This is a genomic window from Sphingomonas sp. PP-CE-3A-406 (assembly GCF_003688625.1).
Lineage (GTDB): Bacteria > Pseudomonadota > Alphaproteobacteria > Sphingomonadales > Sphingomonadaceae > Sphingomonas.
Map to the genome: position 1 here is coordinate 991,450 of NZ_RCWY01000001.1, position 16,518 is coordinate 1,007,967.

The 16,518-nt window shown below is 64.9% G+C and carries 19 protein-coding genes and 1 tRNA gene; 7 read left to right on the top strand and 13 right to left on the bottom strand.

Annotated elements, in window-relative coordinates; translation table 11 throughout:
• Window positions 1-35: 35 nt before the first annotated feature.
• Window positions 36-1,316 (top strand): DEAD/DEAH box helicase, encoded by a 1,281-nt coding sequence (locus C8J44_RS04250; protein WP_121903455.1) that lies wholly within the window; start codon window positions 36-38, stop codon window positions 1,314-1,316.
• 334 nt (window positions 1,317-1,650) lie between these two features.
• Here C8J44_RS04250 and C8J44_RS04255 read toward each other — a convergent pair whose 3' ends face one another.
• The 3 genes from C8J44_RS04255 to C8J44_RS04265 all read right to left on the bottom strand — a co-directional run bounded on the left by C8J44_RS04255 (window position 1,651) and on the right by C8J44_RS04265 (window position 4,399).
• Window positions 1,651-2,820 (bottom strand): DUF1624 domain-containing protein, encoded by a 1,170-nt coding sequence (locus tag C8J44_RS04255; protein ID WP_121903456.1) that lies wholly within the window; start codon window positions 2,818-2,820, stop codon window positions 1,651-1,653.
• A gap of 342 nt (window positions 2,821-3,162) precedes the next feature.
• A tRNA-Gln gene (locus C8J44_RS04260) sits at window positions 3,163-3,237 on the bottom strand.
• Window positions 3,238-3,289: 52 nt separating this feature from the next.
• Window positions 3,290-4,399, bottom strand: a complete 1,110-nt coding sequence (locus C8J44_RS04265; protein WP_121903457.1) for a branched-chain amino acid aminotransferase — start codon at window positions 4,397-4,399, stop codon at window positions 3,290-3,292.
• Between the two features lie 58 nt (window positions 4,400-4,457).
• Here C8J44_RS04265 and C8J44_RS04270 point away from each other — a divergent pair, with 58 nt between their 5' ends.
• Window positions 4,458-4,946, top strand: a complete 489-nt coding sequence (locus tag C8J44_RS04270; protein WP_231420344.1) for a MarR family winged helix-turn-helix transcriptional regulator — start codon at window positions 4,458-4,460, stop codon at window positions 4,944-4,946.
• Between the two features lie 9 nt (window positions 4,947-4,955).
• Here C8J44_RS04270 and C8J44_RS04275 read toward each other — a convergent pair whose 3' ends face one another.
• From C8J44_RS04275 to C8J44_RS04295, 5 genes are all read right to left on the bottom strand, one after another.
• A complete protein-coding gene (locus tag C8J44_RS04275) occupies window positions 4,956-5,765 on the bottom strand; it encodes a pyrroline-5-carboxylate reductase (RefSeq protein WP_121903458.1) in 810 nt (269 codons plus the stop codon).
• A complete protein-coding gene (locus tag C8J44_RS04280) occupies window positions 5,762-6,265 on the bottom strand; it encodes a YbjN domain-containing protein (protein ID WP_056047803.1) in 504 nt (167 codons plus the stop codon). Before C8J44_RS04280 ends, C8J44_RS04275 begins: the two co-directional genes overlap by 4 nt.
• A 100-nt stretch (window positions 6,266-6,365) precedes the next feature.
• Complete coding sequence (locus C8J44_RS04285) at window positions 6,366-6,641, bottom strand: accessory factor UbiK family protein (protein WP_056047799.1); 276 nt, start codon at window positions 6,639-6,641, stop codon at window positions 6,366-6,368.
• 39 nt (window positions 6,642-6,680) lie between these two features.
• Window positions 6,681-7,199, bottom strand: a complete 519-nt coding sequence (locus C8J44_RS04290) for a TspO/MBR family protein (RefSeq protein WP_121903459.1) — start codon at window positions 7,197-7,199, stop codon at window positions 6,681-6,683.
• Window positions 7,200-7,418: 219 nt separating this feature from the next.
• On the bottom strand, window positions 7,419-8,219 hold the full coding sequence (locus C8J44_RS04295; protein ID WP_082470688.1) for a TlyA family RNA methyltransferase: 801 nt from the start codon (window positions 8,217-8,219) through the stop codon (window positions 7,419-7,421).
• A 185-nt stretch (window positions 8,220-8,404) separates the two neighbouring features.
• Here C8J44_RS04295 and C8J44_RS04300 point away from each other — a divergent pair, with 185 nt between their 5' ends.
• Window positions 8,405-9,076 (top strand): alpha/beta hydrolase, encoded by a 672-nt coding sequence (locus C8J44_RS04300; protein ID WP_056047792.1) that lies wholly within the window; start codon window positions 8,405-8,407, stop codon window positions 9,074-9,076.
• Window positions 9,077-9,140: 64 nt separating this feature from the next.
• On the opposite strand, the gene C8J44_RS04305 is transcribed toward C8J44_RS04300, so the two are convergent.
• From C8J44_RS04305 to dxs, 3 genes are all read right to left on the bottom strand, one after another.
• Window positions 9,141-9,398, bottom strand: coding sequence for a hypothetical protein (locus C8J44_RS04305; protein ID WP_121903460.1), 258 nt, complete (start codon window positions 9,396-9,398; stop codon window positions 9,141-9,143).
• An 11-nt stretch (window positions 9,399-9,409) separates the two neighbouring features.
• The gene (locus C8J44_RS04310; RefSeq protein WP_121903461.1) at window positions 9,410-9,718 is read right to left on the bottom strand and encodes a hypothetical protein; all 309 of its coding nucleotides are present in this window, start codon (window positions 9,716-9,718) and stop codon (window positions 9,410-9,412) included.
• Window positions 9,719-10,051: 333 nt separating this feature from the next.
• On the bottom strand, window positions 10,052-11,974 hold the full coding sequence (dxs, locus tag C8J44_RS04315) for a 1-deoxy-D-xylulose-5-phosphate synthase (RefSeq protein WP_121903462.1): 1,923 nt from the start codon (window positions 11,972-11,974) through the stop codon (window positions 10,052-10,054).
• 92 nt (window positions 11,975-12,066) lie between these two features.
• On the opposite strand from dxs, the gene C8J44_RS04320 reads away from it, so the two are divergent.
• The gene (locus C8J44_RS04320; protein ID WP_121903463.1) at window positions 12,067-12,597 is read left to right on the top strand and encodes a GNAT family N-acetyltransferase; all 531 of its coding nucleotides are present in this window, start codon (window positions 12,067-12,069) and stop codon (window positions 12,595-12,597) included.
• Window positions 12,598-12,760: 163 nt separating this feature from the next.
• Here the strand turns inward: C8J44_RS04320 and C8J44_RS04325 are convergent, their stop codons facing one another.
• A complete protein-coding gene (locus tag C8J44_RS04325) occupies window positions 12,761-13,228 on the bottom strand; it encodes a Fur family transcriptional regulator (protein WP_107961831.1) in 468 nt (155 codons plus the stop codon).
• Window positions 13,229-13,269: 41 nt separating this feature from the next.
• Window positions 13,270-13,653, bottom strand: a complete 384-nt coding sequence (locus tag C8J44_RS04330; protein WP_056047781.1) for a MerC domain-containing protein — start codon at window positions 13,651-13,653, stop codon at window positions 13,270-13,272.
• A 352-nt stretch (window positions 13,654-14,005) separates the two neighbouring features.
• On the opposite strand from C8J44_RS04330, the gene C8J44_RS04335 reads away from it, so the two are divergent.
• The 3 genes from C8J44_RS04335 (at window position 14,006) to rpsI (ending at window position 16,219) form a co-directional block, all read left to right on the top strand.
• Entirely contained in the window at window positions 14,006-15,058 is a 1,053-nt protein-coding gene (locus C8J44_RS04335) for a COX15/CtaA family protein (protein ID WP_121903842.1), read from the top strand.
• Window positions 15,059-15,182: 124 nt separating this feature from the next.
• Window positions 15,183-15,662, top strand: coding sequence for a 50S ribosomal protein L13 (rplM, locus tag C8J44_RS04340; protein WP_060524218.1), 480 nt, complete (start codon window positions 15,183-15,185; stop codon window positions 15,660-15,662).
• Window positions 15,662-16,219, top strand: coding sequence for a 30S ribosomal protein S9 (gene rpsI / locus C8J44_RS04345; protein WP_082441435.1), 558 nt, complete (start codon window positions 15,662-15,664; stop codon window positions 16,217-16,219). The genes rplM and rpsI overlap by 1 nt, the downstream gene beginning before the upstream one ends.
• Window positions 16,220-16,518: the final 299 nt, after the last annotated feature.

A 16,518-nucleotide genomic window follows, 5' to 3' on the forward strand; every position in this document is an offset into this window, starting at 1 on the left:
GCCGCTTTGCTCTGCGCCGGAGGCGCCGCTTGACCATGACCATGACTTTCGCCGATCTCGCCCTCGCCCCGGTTTTGCTGCAGGCGCTAACGGAAGAGGGCTATACCAACCCGACGCCGATCCAGGCGCAGTCGATCCCGATGCTGCTGCAGGGCCGCGACATGCTCGGCATGGCGCAGACCGGCACGGGCAAGACCGCAGCGTTCGCGCTGCCGTTGCTGCACCGCCTCGCCGCCGATCCCCGGCCGGCGCCCAAGGGCGGCGCGCGCGTGCTCGTGCTCGCCCCGACTCGCGAGCTGGTGTCGCAGATCGCCGCGGGCTTCGAGAGCTTCGGCCGGCACATCAAGCCGCGCGTGACGACGATCTTCGGCGGCGTCAGCCAGTTCCATCAGGTCAACGCGCTCAAAGACGGCGTCGACATCATCGTCGCAGCACCGGGGCGTCTGCTCGATCTGATCGACCAGGGGCTGTGCGATCTGTCCGCGCTTGAGGCGCTGGTGCTCGACGAGGCCGACCAGATGCTCGACATGGGTTTCGCCAAGCCGATCGAGCGGATCGTCGCGACGCTGCCGCAGGATCGCCATACGCTGCTGTTCTCGGCGACGATGCCGAAGTCGATCGCCGCGCTGGCCGAGAGCCTGCTGCGCGATCCGGCCAAGGTCGAGATCGCGCCGCCATCGACAACGGTCGACCGGATCGACCAGTCGGTGATGTTCCTCGACGCAGCCAACAAGAAGGCCGCGCTGCTGGCGTTGCTGCGGACGCCCGACATGGGCCAGGCGGTCGTCTTCACGCTCCAGAAGAACATCGCCAACGAGGTGTGCGCGTTCATCAGCGAAGAGGGCATTACCGCCGAGGCGCTGCACGGCAACAAGTCGCAAGGCCAGCGCGAGCGTGCGCTCGACGCGTTCCGTGCCGGCACCGTGCAGGTCCTGGTGGCGACGGATATCGCCGCGCGCGGGATCGATGTCGACACCGTGACGCACGTGTTCAACCACGATTTGCCGAGCCTGCCCGAGAGCTATGTCCACCGTATCGGCCGCACCGGCCGCGCCGGACGCAGCGGTTTCGCGATCACGTTGTGCGACGCCGAGCAACGCGCCTGGCTGCATGATGTCGAGCGCGAGATCGGTCGCACGCTGACCGTCCAGGACGATCACGAATGGCATTGCGAAGTCGCGCGCCATTCCACCCAGCGCGCACCCGTACTCGGCGGTGGCCCCGTCAAGCAGGTCAAGCCGACCAAGGAGCGCGTGCGGAAGGTCTGGACCGAGGAAGAGAAGCTCGCCGCGCGGATGGCCGCGAAGGCCGCCTGAACGCCGATCACATCGGTCTCGCGGGCGGCAAGCCCAGCGTCCTGAGGTCTCCGCAGATGCCGACGCATCGGCGGAGACGCGGCTCACCCGCGATTGATAAGAAGCATAGCCCACGAGACAGGTTATGCGGCGAGCGCCAGATATGAACCGCTTTGTTGGAGCGGCAGTGTTCTCGTGTAGGAACGCCAACCATCCGCCGACTTGCGGCAGTCCAACGCAATGACACCCGCGCAACCGACGAGCGGCTACGCCGAAACGCGGTCGTGCAGCGCTCGCGGTGTATGCTTGACGACGCGGTCTCCGTCCTGAGTAGCTCCGCCCAGAAGCGTCGCCATCACAGGTACCGCATCCACCACCGATCGCTTTTGCGCTTCATCGTCGCGAATGACCGGGTCGCGAGCCAGAGCGGCCCGAGCACGGCGGCGGCGATCAGCCAGATCCAGCCGACCGACGGCACGTCCGCCCCTGCTGCGCCGGTCACTGCGCCGGCAGCAATCTGGACGAGATGCAGCACGTAGAGATGTAGAATATAGAAGAACAACGGCGCGCTGCCCAACACCGCCAGCAACCGCGGCGAGCGGCTGTCCCATAGCGCCAGCAAGGCGGATCCGATCCCCAGCGTCAGCAGCAAAAAATCGAGCGACGGGGGATATTTCGTCACGTTGAGAAACGACATCGCGGTGAGTAATGGCCTCGCGCCCCCGATCCACGGGGTCGGATCGCCATAACCGTTCAGCCCGCGCACCACGCAGAACGCGGCCAGCAGGCTTCCAGCGACCATCCACAACCGGCGCACCCGCGTCGTCGGCGCGGTCGCAGCCGCAAACCAAGGGCCTATCGCATAGCCCAGCGCGATTGCGCCGATCCACGGCAAGACCGGATAAGAGGTCCGAGCGCGCGTTCCTTCCCACAGATCGACAAAGCCCCGATCGTGCAGCACGGCCCAGATCGCATGTCCGGGCTCGCCCACTGCAAAGGTGATCGGATCGAGCAGATTGTGCCCGACGACGATCGTCACACCGATCGCGGCGATCCAGACGCGCGGCAGATGCACCAGTGCGGCCAAGGCGAGCATCGACCAGCCGATCGCCCAGATGACCTGCAGGAATACCGTCGCTGGTGACAAAGTGAAAGACCAGGCGAACCCGACGATCGTCAGTTCCAGCGCGATCAGGAACGCCCCCCGCTTCACCAAGAAGGCGGAGGTCGCCATCACGGGCTTGCGCGCGCCGTACAGCCAGGCGGCGAGCCCGGTCAGCGCGACGAAGACGGGCGCGCACAGATGGGCTGCCAGCCTTGTGAAGAACAAGCCGGGCGACGTCGTGGTCAGGTCCATCGGATCTGCGACCTGATGACCATAATAGAAGAATTCGCGGGTATGATCGACCAGCATCAACAGCATGACGAGGCCGCGCAGCCCGTCGATCGACTCGATTCGAGCACCACGGCGCACCGGCGCCGCAGAAACGATGTCGTCCCTTGCGGCTGGCGAAGTGGCGGACATTGCAGTGGGGGATGTAGCGGCAGTCGCGGTCGACACAGTTTGATTTCTCCGTTGCCCCGCAATGTTATATTATAACGAAAACGTCAACCTAGCTGCTGTGCTCCGCCGTGTCCGCCGCCCCCGCTTTTGCGCACCGGGCCGCCGCGCCGTACCCGTCGCGCAGGATTCGAACCGCGTTATGGCGCTGTGCGCCTCGACGACGCGCTGGGACTAGTCGTCAGGATGAGTTCAAGGACAAGGCAGGCAACCATCTGGCGTCGGTTGACGCAACGCGATGGTCGAATTCACCCAGAGCCGGAGACATCGAGGCTTCCGGTTCGCTTGGCAGAATAGATCAAGAATTGGCTGGGGCGGCAGGGTTCGAACCTGCGCATGGCGGCATCAAAAGCCGCTGCCTTACCACTTGGCGACGCCCCAACAGAGGCGGCCTTATAACGGGGCCGCGCCGCGTGAAAAGCCCTCGCGGACGTCAAACCGCGAGATGGTGCAGCCAGGCGTTGTCGTCGGGCGCGGTGCCGCGCTGGATCGAGACGAGCGCGTCGCGCATCCGCATCGTCAGCGCACCGGGAGCGCCGTCACCGATCGTGAAACGCCCCTCGGGGCTCGCCACCGTGCCGATCGGCGTCACCACCGCCGCGGTGCCGCAGGCGAACGCCTCGACCAGCCGACCGCTCGCGGCATCGGCGCGCCACTGATCGAAGGTGTAGCCCTCCTCGCGCACGGTGATGCCCTGGGCACGTGCAAGCGTCAGGATCGAGTCCCTCGTAATACCGGGGAGGATCGTGCCGGTCAGCGCCGGCGTCGCCACGCTGCCGTCGTCGAACACGAAAAAGATGTTCATCCCACCGAGTTCCTCGACCCAGCGGCGCTCGGCCGCGTCGAGAAACACGACCTGATCGCAGCCGTTGCGGATCGCCTCGGACTGCGCGAGCAGGCTGGCGGCGTAATTGCCGCCGCACTTGGCGGCGCCAGTGCCGCCCTGTGCGGCGCGCGTGTACTGCTGGCTCACCCAGATCGACACGGTCGGCGCGCCACCCTTGAAATAGGCGCCGACCGACGAGGCGAGTACCATGTAGAGATATTCAGCCGACGGCTTGACGCCAAGGAACACTTCGGAGGCGAACATGAACGGGCGCAGGTACAGCGCACCGCCGTCGCTCTCCGGAATCCAGTTCGCGTCGGTCTTGACCAGCTGCTCGACCGATTCGAGGAACAGCTCGGTCGGCAGTTCGGGCATCGCGAGACGCCGCGCCGAATCCTGGAAGCGGCGCGCGTTCGCCTCGGGACGGAACAGCGCAGTCCCGCCGTCTGCGAGTCGATACGCCTTCATTCCCTCGAAGATTTCCTGCGCATAATGCAGCACCGACGACGCCGGATCGATCGTCAGCGGCGCACGCGCCGTGATCCGTGCGTCATGCCAGCCCTCGGCCTCGCTATAGCGGATCATCGCCATGTGATCGGTGAAGACTCGCCCAAATCCGGGATCGATCAGCCGCTTCGCGCGCTCGTTCGCCTCGACCGGAGCCGCGTTCGGCTCGTGGCGGAAGGTTGAAGAGGGCGTAAAAGCTGGAGCGGACATCGAATTCTCTCTCAAGGCGGGTTGCCGACGACTACGGGCGATGGCTAAACCGGTCAACATGTCTGCCACAGCTTCGCCTGCGTCGCCCCTGTTCCTTCGCGAACCCGAACTCCGCCGCGGCATGGAGCTGCTCTATTTCGGCTATAGCCACCTGACGCGGTCGATCGACCAGGGCCTCGCCGAAGAAGGACTCGGGCGGGCGCACCACCGCGCGCTGTATTTCATCGCGCGCAAACCCGATCTCACGGTCAGCGAATTGCTGTCGCTGCTGGCGATCACCAAGCAATCGCTCGGCCGCGTGCTGAACGAGCTCGCCGAACGCAAGCTGGTCGAAACGCGCCCCGGCGAGCGCGATCGCCGCCAACGGTTGCTGAAGCTCACCCCGGAAGGTGCGAAGATGGAACGCGACCTGTTCGAGGCGGCAAGGATTCGCATGGCCGAAGCCTATGCCAGCGCCGGACAGAGCGCGGTCTCTGGGTTCTGGGCGGTGCTGGAAGGCTTGGTACCGGAAAGCGATCGCTCGCAGGTATTCGGGCTGCGCGGCTGAGCGCCCACGTCAGCGCGCGGCGGCGGCCATCTCGGCATTGCGCCGCTCGGATGCAGTCAATGTTTCGGTGAGCAACGCAACCAGCGCATCGTCGCGGTCCAGCACGTTCATACCCTCCCGAGTCGATCCGCCCGGACTCGCCACGCGGTCTGCCAGGACGGCAGGCGATACATCCGCATCGGCAGCCATGATCGCGGCGCCCTCGAGCGTGGCCATCGCAAGCCGCGCAGCCTGCTCCGCTGGCAGCCCTAGCGCGACGCCTGCCTTGGCGAGCGCATCGGCGAATCGGAATACGAAGCCCGGGCCACAGCCTGCGAGCGCGGTCACCGCATCGAAATGCGCTTCGTCGGCGATCCATTCATAGTGACCGAGCGGGGTGGCGAAGGCCTCTGCCGCTGCGATCGCCTCGTCCGACGCGGCGACCGTATAGAGCGACGTCACGCCCTTGCCGATCGCCACGGGCAAGTTGGGCATCGCCCGAACCATCGTATCCGCTGCGAATCGTTCCGACAAAGTCGCGTGATCGACACCGGCTAGGATCGACAGCAGCAGCGTCGGCGCACCCCGCATGGGCGCGAGCAAGGCCTGCGCCGCATCGATCTGTTGCGGCTTGAGCGCAAGCATCAACGTCGCGGGGGCATCTTCGTCAGGCAGCGCGGTCAGCGAGCGGACTCCCTCGGGCGCACCCTTCCCGCTCCGCGTGATCACCGTCACCGTCGAAGGATCGAGCCCGGCGGCGATCCAGCGCCGCAGCATCGCACCACCCATGTTGCCACAGCCGATCAACCACAGCGGACCTGCCGGAAAGCGCGTGCTCATGCCTCGCCGTGGGTTTCGATCAACGCCGCGGCGATCGCTTCCTTGGGGCTCTTGCCGCCCCACAGCACGAACTGGAACACGGGATAGAAGCGTTCGCACTCCTCGATCGCCGATTCGACGAGCAGTTCGGCGGCCTCCAGCGACATCGTCCCGTCGTCGCCGCCATCGACCATCGCCGCGTGCCGGAACAACAGGATGCCGCTCGTCGACCAGAGTTCGAAATGACCGATCCAGAGCTGTTCGTTGACCAGGCCGATCGTCTCGTACACCGCGAGACGGCGTTCGTCGGGCACCTTTATATCGGGAAAAGCGAGGAATTGCAGGACGCTATCGTCTTCACGCCACAACGCGCGCAGTTCGTAAGTCGCCCAACTGCCTTTGACGGTCGCGACGATCTCGTCGTCGTGGCGCTCGTGCTCCCAGCCATGCGCAGCGTAATAGCTTTCGAGCATGTCGATCGGAGCGGCGTCTTCGTGGTCGTGGTCGGCGTGTTCAAGCATCACAGGGTCCTGGCGATCCTTATCGCACAACAAAGGGTGCCGAGGCAAAAACGCCCCGACAACCCCATCGGCCCCATTTCTGCGGAAAACTGTGGAAAAGTCAGTCGACCGACGCCCCGAGCGGCGCATTGACCGTCGATTTTGCTTCGAGCGCATCGAGACGCGCCTTCAGGGCATCGTTCTCGTCGCGCGCGGCCGCAGCCATCGCCTTGACCGCATCGAACTCTTCGCGGCTGACGAAGTCTAGCCCGCCAAGCCATTCGCGTGCACGCTCGCGCGCACCCGAACCGGCTTCGCGACCGACGCCTGCAAGCGTACCGGCCGCGCCGTTCAAGACCTTGACGATATCATCGAACACGCGGTTTTCGGATTGCATTGCTTCAAAATCCCAGTGAGTGCCGAAACGGCTGCTGCGTCACAGCATTTGGGACGTATGGCTTGCGGGTGCAAGGGTTTCGGCACCGGGGTTCAACTGTCCGATGCTGAACGCGAGCACGCCGGCGAAGCTGATCCACACCATGTACGGCACCATCAGCCACGCCGCGGCAGGGCGGATGCGCGCGAATACGAAGGTCGTGGCGATCGACAGCACCAGCATCGCGACGATCACGAGTACCGACAGGCCGATCTTGTGCGCGCCGAAGAACATCGGCGTCCAGGCGAGGTTCAGCAGGAACTGGCCGACGAACAGGGCTACGGCCAGCCCGCGCAACCGCGCGCCGCGCGCGTTGAGGATCATCGCGAGCGCGAGGCCAATCAGGATGTAGAGCGTGGTCCAAACGACCGGGAAGACCCAGCCCGGCGGGTTCAGCGCGGGCTTGGCGAGCGCCATGTACCAGGCATTCTCGCTGCCGACGCTGACCGACCGGCCGGACAGAAAGCCCAGCAACAGGATCAGGGGCACGGTCACGACCGCCCAGCGGAGGAACGACATCCTCAACTGGGCCTTCGAAGCGATACCGCCCACACAAATCCTTCCGTCTCTACGCGGCGTCGTCCTGCCGCGCATTTGGCGTTCGGTAAACCGAGTTTGGTGGATAATCGTTCCGCTAGTGGTTCATTCCGGTACGGACCTCCCCACGCCGTCATCCTGACGAAAGTCAGGATCCAGGATACCGAGCGCACCCGGCGTGGCTCTAGGTCCTGACGTTCGTCAGGATGACGGAGGCGTTTCGGGGTCATTTGGCACGTCCGTGACCGGCGGTTCCACCGTCGAACTCTCGCCATGCAAAGCAGCAATAAGGAACTCCACGTTACCCTCAGGCCCCGTGATCGGGCTCTCGACCACACCAACCACGCTCCACCCCTGCCCCGTCAGCCACGCCGCGACCTCGTCGCAGACGCGCTGGTGGATCGCGGTATCGCGGACGACACCGCCCTTCCCCACTTCGCCGCGCCCCGCCTCGAACTGCGGCTTCACCAGCGCCATCAGCCGCGCATCGGGCTTGGCAAACGACATCGGCCGCTCGAGCACCTTCGCCAAACCGATGAAGCTCGCATCGCAGACGATCAGGTCGACCGGCTCGGGAATATGCGCGTGCGTGAGGATCCGCGCGCTGGTCTGTTCGTGGACGATGACGCGCTCATCCTGCCGCAGCGACCAGGCAAGCTGGTTGGTGCCGCTGTCGACCGCGTAGACCTTAGCCGCGCCGTTCTTCAGCATGACGTCGGTAAAGCCGCCGGTCGACGAGCCCACGTCGATCGCGACCGCACCGGTCACGTCCCAACCGAAATGCGCAAGGCCGTGCGCCAGCTTGATCCCGCCGCGCGAAACCCAGGGATGATCGCGACCGCGCACGTCGAGTTCCACGTCGTCCGCAAGCGTCTGCCCGGGCTTGTCGACCTTCTTCGTCCCCGCGAACACGAGGCCCGCCATGATCAGCGCCTGCGCGCGCGTCCGCGACTCGACCAGCCCTCTGTCGACCAGCATCTGGTCTGCACGTACCTTCACCATCCGCCCGCTATCGCCGTCCGATCCGATTGCCGCAAGCTGCCTTCCTTTCGCCGCAATGCCATTGCCTACCTAACGGGTAGGATTATCTTGAGCGCATGGGATCGTGACCGGATGGCGTGCCCTAGAGCGTCCTTCGGCCATGCTCCCGACCTCGCAGAACGAGGTTTTGGAGAAGGAGAAGCGCTGTGGGTTCTTTCGCACCGTATGATTCCGTCCAGCCGACGATCCTGACCGTACCCGGCCTTGGTGGATCGGGTCCTTCGCACTGGCAGACGTTATGGGAAGAGGCGCGGCCCGACACGGTGCGCGTCGAGCTCGGCATGTGGAACACGCCGCACCGCAACGCCTGGGTGACGCGGCTCGACGAGGCGATCCGGCAGGCACAGGCGCCGGTGATTCTCGCCGCGCACAGCCTCGGGTGCCTCGCGGTGGCGTGGTGGGCCGAACTCAGCCCGCAGCCTTATGGCTGGCCCGTGGCCGGCGCGTTGCTGGTGGCGCCGGCGGACGTCGATCGCGGCGGCGCGCAGGCCGAACTGAAGGGCTTCTCGCCGACTCCGCGAACGCCCTTGCCGTTCCCGTCGATCGTGGTGGCGAGCAGCGACGACCCCTGGGTCACTCCCGAGCGCGCGCACAGCATGGCGGCGGACTGGGGCAGCCACTTCGTCGATGCCGGGCCGCAAGGGCATTTGAATGCCGCGAGCGGGATCGGCTGGTGGCGTGAAGGGCAGGACTTGCTGGAGCGCGTCATCGCGGCAAGCGGCGATGGTCGGGGGCAGGCTCTACCGCCAAGCAAAGCGCGCTCAATCCTGGCCGTGAGTGCGACCGATGCCGCGCAGACGCATTATCTCGGCGGGTAAGCAAGCGAGTGTCGATACGCACGGAGCCTGACGACCTCGAACGTATCGATGCTCTCGTTCGCGACTAGGATTTCCGGCCGGGATTTTCGAACCGGGTAGCGGCCTTCACGGACAATTGCTGCTTTGCGGACAATTGATGCTGTCCGAGCGCAGCGGTCTTTTCTGCAATCTGGCGCTTGGCATCGAGCTGATGACGGCCGATCGAGGCGGTCTTCTCATAAAGCTGCTTCTTGGCCTGGATTTGCACGGTGCCGATCTGCTCGCTTTTTGATGCCAGCTGCTTCTTGGCCTCGAGTTGTACGGCCGAAATTTCCTGTTCCATAACTCTCTCCTTCAGCTAACGAAAATGTGAGCTCGCGCGAACGCGGCTTCGGCATCGTCCAGTCCGGCCAGCAATTTTTCGGGTTCGAGCGATGCCGGATCGAACGTCTTGCACTCGGTCAGCGAGGGATTCAGTCCGGCGGCGACCCGTGATACCTGCTCTTGAAATCCCGCGTCGCACAATTTGCCCAGCGCACATGTCGCGCACGCCGACCTATCGCGTGACGCGGGCAGATACGCCGACTGCGCGATGCAATATTCGGCAAACTCCGGGCCATCATAAAGGCGGAGCGGATCGACCTGATACCCCGACACGCGCATCTGTGATTTCCTTGTCAGTCAAGGAAATCACAGTGCAGCAATCAACAGATCCTTGCACAAGGATTTCAGTCGGATCTGGATGTCATCTATCGATTCGCTGATCGATCAAGATCGCGTGCCCGCGATGCTCTACGAAATTGACTACCGCAAAGAACAGCTTGACCAATCTTAGACTATTCTTCGCCGCGCGATGTTAGATCCAGATCGGACCAATCACTTTGCGTCATGGGCGCTTATCAACGCTACCCTGCATGCGGCGCCACATCGCAATATTGAGCGACACCATCACGATCACCGCCAGCGCAATGATCAGGAGACCCTTGCTCGGCCCGGTCATGCTCGCGCTTCGGCAACCCCGCCCGAATTGTGGCGGAGCGCCTTGAGCACGGTATCCACCAGCGCAGTCGCGTCGAGCCCGGCTTCGGCATACTGGACTTCGGGCTTGTCCTGGTCCTGGTACACGTCCGGCAAACGCAGCGTACGCAGCTTGAGCCCACCGTCGATCAAGCCCTCGTCCGACGCCATCGTCAGCACGTGCGCGCCGAAGCCGCCGACCGAGTTCTCCTCGATCGTCACCGCGACTTCGTGCGTGGTAAGCAACTTGCGGATCAGATCGACGTCGAGCGGCTTGGCGAAACGGAGATCCGCTACCGTCGTGCTCAGCCCCTTGGCTTCGAGAACCTCGGCGGCCTTGAGAGCTTCCTCGAGACGCGTGCCGAGCGACAGGATCGCGATCTTCTTGCCCTCGCGCACGACGCGACCCTTGCCGATCTCCAGCAGTTGCGGAGTCTCTGGGAGCGCAACGCCGGTGCCGTTGCCGCGCGGATAGCGCACAGCGATCGGGCCGGTGTCGTACTGCGCCGCGGTGTGCGTCATGTGGACGAGTTCGGCCTCGTCCGCCGCCGCCATCACGACGAAATTCGGCAGCGTCGCGAGGTAGGTGACGTCGAACGAGCCGGCATGCGTCGCGCCATCCGCACCGACCAGCCCCGCGCGATCGATCGCGAACCGGACCGGCAGGTTCTGGATCGCGACGTCATGCACGACTTGGTCGTACGCGCGCTGGAGAAACGTCGAGTAGATCGCGCAGAACGGGCGCATGCCTTGCGCGGCGAGACCGGCCGCGAAGGTGACGCCGTGCTGCTCAGCGATCCCGACGTCGAAGAACCGGTCGGGATACGCCTTGGCGAACGCGTCGAGCCCGGTGCCCGAAGGCATCGCCGCGGTGATCGCGCAGATCCGCGGGTCGTTGGCGGCCTCGGCGACGAGCTGCGCGCCGAACACGTTCTGGTATTGCGGCGGTCCCGGCGGCGCCTTGGTCTGGACGCCGGAGATCACGTCGAACTTCTGGACGCCGTGATACTTGTCCGCCGCAGCCTCGGCCGGCGCATAGCCCTTGCCCTTCTTGGTGACGACATGGACGAGGATCGGGCCCTCCTCCGCATCGCGCACATTCTCGAGCACGGGGATCAGGTGTTCGAGATTGTGCCCGTCGATCGGGCCGACATAGTAGAAGCCGAGTTCCTCGAACAGCGTGCCGCCCATCGTCATGCCGCGTGCGAACTCGTCGGTCTTGCGCATGCCGCTGGCGATCGGCCGTGGCAGCCGCTTGGCGAGTTTCCGGGCCAGATCGCGGAACCCCAAGAACTCGCGACTCGATACGATACGGCTCAGATATGCCGACAGCCCACCGACCGGCGGCGCGATCGACATGTCGTTGTCGTTGAGGATCACGACCAGCCGGTTGCCCGCCTGCGCGGCGTTGTTCATCGCCTCGTACGCCATGCCCGCGGACATCGCGCCATCGCCGATCACCGCGATGCCCTTGCCGGGCGTGCCCGCGATCTTGTTGGCGACGGCAAAGCCCAGCGCGGCCGAGATCGACGTCGACGAATGCGCCGCGCCGAACGGGTCGTATTCGCTCTCGCTGCGCTTGGTAAAGCCGCTAAGCCCGCCGCCCTGGCGCAGCGTGCGGATTCGGTCGCGGCGTCCGGTCAGGATCTTGTGCGGATAGCATTGGTGGCCGACGTCCCAGACGAGGCGATCGCGTGGGGTATCGAAGACATAGTGGATCGCGGTGGTCAGCTCGACCACGCCGAGGCCCGAGCCGAGATGCCCGCCGGTGGTGCCGACCGCGGAAATCGTCTCCGTACGCAATTCGTCGGCAAGCTGGCGGAGCTGGTCCGGGCGCAACTTGCGGAGGTCGTCGGGCGTCGAAACGGTGTCGAGCAGCGGTGTCGAGGGAAGGTCGGCCATCGGACGGGCTTAATGCAGCGCGCGTATCGTGTCGATTGTTACCGTGTCCTGCGCTAGCATTCGCACTGGAATCGCTCGGGAAGTGCACAAATATGAACTTTACGCACCGTGTTGCCGTAGCAGCGGATATTCCGGCGATCTCGGTGCTGATGGCCCGCGCGATCGGCGCGTTGCAGGGGGACTTCCTCACGCCGGCACAGGTCGAGGCAAGCCGCGCGGTGATGGGGCTCGATACGCAGTTGATCGCGGACGGGACGTATCTGCTAATCGAGGCGGACGGTCGGCTGGCCGGGTGTGGCGGGTGGAGTCGGCGCGCGACGCTCTATGGCGGCGATCACAGTACGGCGTTGCGCGATGCGGCGTTGCTCGATCCGGTGCATGACGCGGCGCGCATCCGCGCGATGTACACCGATCCGGATTTTACGCGGCGGGGTGTCGGGCGGCTGGTGTTGTCGGTTTGCGAGGCCGCAGCGCGAGAGGCCGGGTTTGCGCGGGCGGAGATGATGGCAACGCTGGCCGGAGAGCCGCTGTACCGCGCCTGCGGGTATCTACCGATCGAGCGGATCGAGACGCCGGGCGAGGTCCCGGTGCCGATGATCCGGATGGGGAAGGATTTGAACTGACGCACGCCAAGAACACAACGGTCCCCCCTCCCTGAAAGGGAGGGGCCGGGGGTGGGTCGGCTTCCGGATCAGGCGGCGCCGGCCAAAGCCAGCCGACCCACCCCTACCCCTCCCTTCCAGGGAGGGACGGCTCATCACAAAGTTACGCGTACGGGGTAAGCTTCTACTTAGCCTCGCAGTCCGCACATCGCCCGCGGACTTCGATTACCGGGCGAACCGGCGAGAAGCCTGCTGCCTCAGCCGCGTTCCGCACACCCTTGGTGATGGTGTCGTTGTCGAGATGCGTGGTCTGGCCGCACGAGTCGCAGACCAGGAAAATGCAGTCGTGCAGGCAATCCGGATGCGCGTTGGCGACATAGGCGTTCGCGCTCTCGACTCGCCGGGCGAGGTTGGCGCCGACGAACAGGTCGAGGATGCGGTACACGCTGTTCGCCGCGACCCGGCGACCTTCGGCTTTCGAGACGGCCTCCGCGATATCGTACGCCGACGCCGGCTTCTCGAAGCTTGCCAGCGCGGCGAACACGCTGGCGCGCATCGTCGTCCACTGCTCGCCGGCCTTTTCGAGCGTCGTCTGTGCTGCGACGGTGAGATCGGCGCCCTGCGGTTCGGTGTGGTTGTGAGCATGCGCCATGCTGGGTGAAGTAGGATGCCGGAGAGGTTCCAACAACCCGCTCAGCTTTCCGCGCGACGGTTGAGATCGTGGCCGAATGCGAGCAGGCCGACGCCGACGATCGTCCACAGCGTCTCGCCGCCGCCACTGTCGTGCGGCAGCGTCATCGCGCCCGCCATGATGCCCAGCCCGAGCGCGCCCATCGCGGCAGGCATCATATAGCCGTGATTGAGCACACCGCGGCCGAGCGCGAGCGCGCCGAGGCCGATCGCGATCGTCAGGCCAACTTCGTGGAAGATCGGGTCGAGCAGGAAACCGCCGGCCGTCGACATCAGCGCGACCAGCACGGAGGTCGCCAGGCAATGCACCATGCACAGGCCCGACAGCCCGATCGCATAGCGATCGAGACCGGCGAAACGGTGGGTATGCGTAGCCGAGGGCGTCATCGTTAATCGGATATAGATGCCTCAACGAAAGGATACAACATTACATCGCATTTTTCTTGCGGAGAATTTTCGGGTTTCTCAAGGCTGGCTCTTGGTCCGATATCGCAAGGAAGCCACGCCTCTTGTTCAACCCGGCGATGACTGCGCCATCTGCCACCCCTCCGTCATCCTGACGAAAGTCAGGATCCAGAGTTACGCACGCTGCCGTTTGAGGCTCTGGATCCTGACTTTCGTCAGGATGACGGAGAAATAGTTTAACACCATCCCCTACCTGCGGCACCCCCAGCAACATGAAGCAACGCCGCACCACGAACGGATGGCGCCGCGCCGCGCAAACCACTATCTCCTCACCATGCTTCAACCCAGCGCCGCCTTTCTCAGCAAAGCCCGTCCTCGTTCCGTCGCCCTGTGGCTGTTCACGGTCGCCGGCCTGATCGTCGCGATGGTCGTCATCGGCGGGATCACCCGGCTGACCGAGTCGGGGCTGTCGATCACGCAGTGGAAGCCGATCAGCGGGATCATCCCGCCGCTCAATGACGCGCAGTGGCAGGCCGAATTCGACGCCTATAAGCGCATCCCCGAATACGCCGCGTTCAACGCCGACATGACGGTCGGCGGGTTCAAGGCGATCTTCTTCTGGGAATATCTCCACCGGCTATGGGGCCGAGTGATCGGTCTCGTGTTCGCGGTGCCACTAGTCTGGTTCGCGGTGCGCAAGCGTATCCCGGTCGGCTATGGCTGGCGGCTGTCGGCGCTGCTGGCGCTCGGCGCGTTCCAGGGCGCGATCGGCTGGTGGATGGTTGCCTCCGGACTGTCGGTGCGGACGGACGTCAGCCACATCCGACTCGCCGTCCACCTGTTGACCGCACTGACGATTCTCGCCGGGATCGTGTGGACCGCACTCGACCTGATGGCGCTGCACCGCAATCCGCTCGCCGCCCCTGCCCGCCTCGCGCCCGCAGCGATCGTCGCGCTCGCGCTGCTGTTCGTGCAGTTGGTCTATGGCGCCTTCACCGCCGGGCTCGATGCCGGCTATGCCTTCGCAAGCTGGCCGCTGATGGGCGATGGGCTGTTCCCGGCCGACGTGCCGATGGTAAACCCCGCCTGGAGCAACGCGGTCGACAACCCGATCGTCGTGCAGTTCATCCACCGCTGGTTCGCGTTCGCCGCCGCTGCCGGGCTGATCTGGCTTGCGATCAAGGCGACCAAGACCGGCAGCAGCGCGGGGTTCTTCGTCGTCGGCCTCGTCACGTTACAGATCATGCTCGGCATCGCCACGCTGATGACCGGCGTGCAGATCGACGTCGCGGTCGCGCATCAGGGCAACGCCGCGCTCCTCCTGATCGCCGCGATGTTCGCCGCCCACGCCGTCGGCAGCGCACCCCGCATTACGCAGCGGGTATAATAATACCCGTCAGGAAACCGGCGGAAAGCTTGACTTGAAGCCCCCCTTTCAGCATTAGGCCGGCATTCGCGCTGCGGGGCCTCCCCTTGGTGCGCTTGCATTCAATCTGGAAGGTCTAACGCCCATGAAGGCGCTCATGAAGACCACCAAGTCGGCAAAGCCGGCTGAGGTGGAGAAGCAGTGGCATATCGTCGACGCGGAAGGTCTCGTCGTCGGTCGTGCTGCATCGATCATCGCCAACGTCCTGCGCGGCAAGCACAAGGTGTCGTTCACCCCGCATGTCGATTGCGGTGACAATGTCGTCGTGATCAACGCAGACAAGATCCGCTTCACCGGCAACAAGGCCGCGAAGAAGATCTATTACAAGCACACCGGTTACGCCGGCGGCATCAAGGGCATCACTGCCGCCAAGGTCCTCGACGGCCGCTTCCCGGAGCGCGTTCTCGAAAAGGCTGTCGAGCGCATGATCCCGCGCGGCCCGCTGGGTCGTGAGCAGATGCGCAACCTGCGTATCTTCAAGGGCACCGAGCATCCGCACGAGGCACAGAACCCTGCCGTGCTCGACATCGGCAGCATGAACCGCAAGAACAAGGTGGGCGCATAATGTCCGACAACCGCCAGTCGCTCGCCGATCTCGCGAGCCTGACCAACCAGCCCGCGCCGGCTGCCCCCGCCGAGCAGGCTCTGCCGACCAGCGAAGGCGATATCGCAGCGCCGGTCTCGAACGAGCCCGTCCGCGAGCCGATGCCGCTGCGCGAGCAGATCCTCGACAAGCAGGGCCGCGCCTATGCGACCGGCCGTCGCAAGGACGCCGTCGCACGCGTCTGGGTCAAGCCCGGCACCGGCAAGATCACGATCAATGGTCGTGACCAGGAAGTGTACTTCGCACGCCCGACGCTGCGTCTCGTCATCAACCAGGTGTTCGGGATTACCGAGCGCGAAGGTCAGTACGACGTCGTCTGCACCGTCAAGGGCGGTGGCCTTTCGGGCCAAGCCGGCGCGGTCAAGCACGGCATCAGCCAGGCCCTGACCCGCTTCGAGCCGGTGCTGCGCGCATCGGTGAAGGCAGCAGGCTTCCTGACCCGCGACAGCCGCGTCGTCGAGCGCAAGAAGTACGGCAAGGCGAAGGCCCGTCGCAGCTTCCAGTTCTCGAAGCGCTAATCTCGCTTTCAGTATTGCTTACCAAGAGGGCGGTCCGGCAACGGGCTGCCCTTTCTGGGTTTGGGCGTGCAGCTAAGACGACGGGCTGAAAGCTCTAGCGAAGCCCAAATCCCCAGCGGTCTCCCCTCCCTGGAAGGGAGGGGTTGGGGGTGGGTCGGCCAGCTTCAGCCTCAAGCGGTCGAATATGCGGAAACCGACCCACCCCCTGCCCCTCCCTTCCAGGGAGGGGAGTGCCTTGGAGATGCGGCGTGCGGAATCCACCGACATCGCCTGCCCGCCTGACAAGTCGAACAAGCTGC

What these genes read in the sequence shown, in the direction of transcription:
- C8J44_RS04285 (WP_056047799.1), bottom strand. Translation starts at nt 6,641, where the DNA reads ATGCAATCCGAAAACCGCGTGTTCGATGATATCGTCAAGGTCTTGAAC.
- C8J44_RS04255 (WP_121903456.1), bottom strand. Translation starts at nt 2,820, where the DNA reads ATGTCCGCCACTTCGCCAGCCGCAAGGGACGACATCGTTTCTGCGGCG.
- dxs (WP_121903462.1), bottom strand. Translation starts at nt 11,974, where the DNA reads ATGGCCGACCTTCCCTCGACACCGCTGCTCGACACCGTTTCGACGCCC.
- rplM (WP_060524218.1), top strand. Translation starts at nt 15,183, where the DNA reads ATGAAGGCGCTCATGAAGACCACCAAGTCGGCAAAGCCGGCTGAGGTG.
- C8J44_RS04305 (WP_121903460.1), bottom strand. Translation starts at nt 9,398, where the DNA reads ATGGAACAGGAAATTTCGGCCGTACAACTCGAGGCCAAGAAGCAGCTG.
- C8J44_RS04290 (WP_121903459.1), bottom strand. Translation starts at nt 7,199, where the DNA reads ATGTCGTTCCTCCGCTGGGCGGTCGTGACCGTGCCCCTGATCCTGTTG.
- C8J44_RS04295 (WP_082470688.1), bottom strand. Translation starts at nt 8,219, where the DNA reads ATGGTGAAGGTACGTGCAGACCAGATGCTGGTCGACAGAGGGCTGGTC.
- C8J44_RS04320 (WP_121903463.1), top strand. Translation starts at nt 12,067, where the DNA reads ATGAACTTTACGCACCGTGTTGCCGTAGCAGCGGATATTCCGGCGATC.
- C8J44_RS04265 (WP_121903457.1), bottom strand. Translation starts at nt 4,399, where the DNA reads ATGTCCGCTCCAGCTTTTACGCCCTCTTCAACCTTCCGCCACGAGCCG.
- C8J44_RS04280 (WP_056047803.1), bottom strand. Translation starts at nt 6,265, where the DNA reads ATGCTTGAACACGCCGACCACGACCACGAAGACGCCGCTCCGATCGAC.
- C8J44_RS04250 (WP_121903455.1), top strand. Translation starts at nt 36, where the DNA reads ATGACCATGACTTTCGCCGATCTCGCCCTCGCCCCGGTTTTGCTGCAG.
- C8J44_RS04325 (WP_107961831.1), bottom strand. Translation starts at nt 13,228, where the DNA reads ATGGCGCATGCTCACAACCACACCGAACCGCAGGGCGCCGATCTCACC.
- C8J44_RS04270 (WP_231420344.1), top strand. Translation starts at nt 4,458, where the DNA reads ATGTCTGCCACAGCTTCGCCTGCGTCGCCCCTGTTCCTTCGCGAACCC.
- C8J44_RS04335 (WP_121903842.1), top strand. Translation starts at nt 14,006, where the DNA reads ATGCTTCAACCCAGCGCCGCCTTTCTCAGCAAAGCCCGTCCTCGTTCC.
- rpsI (WP_082441435.1), top strand. Translation starts at nt 15,662, where the DNA reads ATGTCCGACAACCGCCAGTCGCTCGCCGATCTCGCGAGCCTGACCAAC.
- C8J44_RS04310 (WP_121903461.1), bottom strand. Translation starts at nt 9,718, where the DNA reads ATGCGCGTGTCGGGGTATCAGGTCGATCCGCTCCGCCTTTATGATGGC.
- C8J44_RS04330 (WP_056047781.1), bottom strand. Translation starts at nt 13,653, where the DNA reads ATGACGCCCTCGGCTACGCATACCCACCGTTTCGCCGGTCTCGATCGC.
- C8J44_RS04275 (WP_121903458.1), bottom strand. Translation starts at nt 5,765, where the DNA reads ATGAGCACGCGCTTTCCGGCAGGTCCGCTGTGGTTGATCGGCTGTGGC.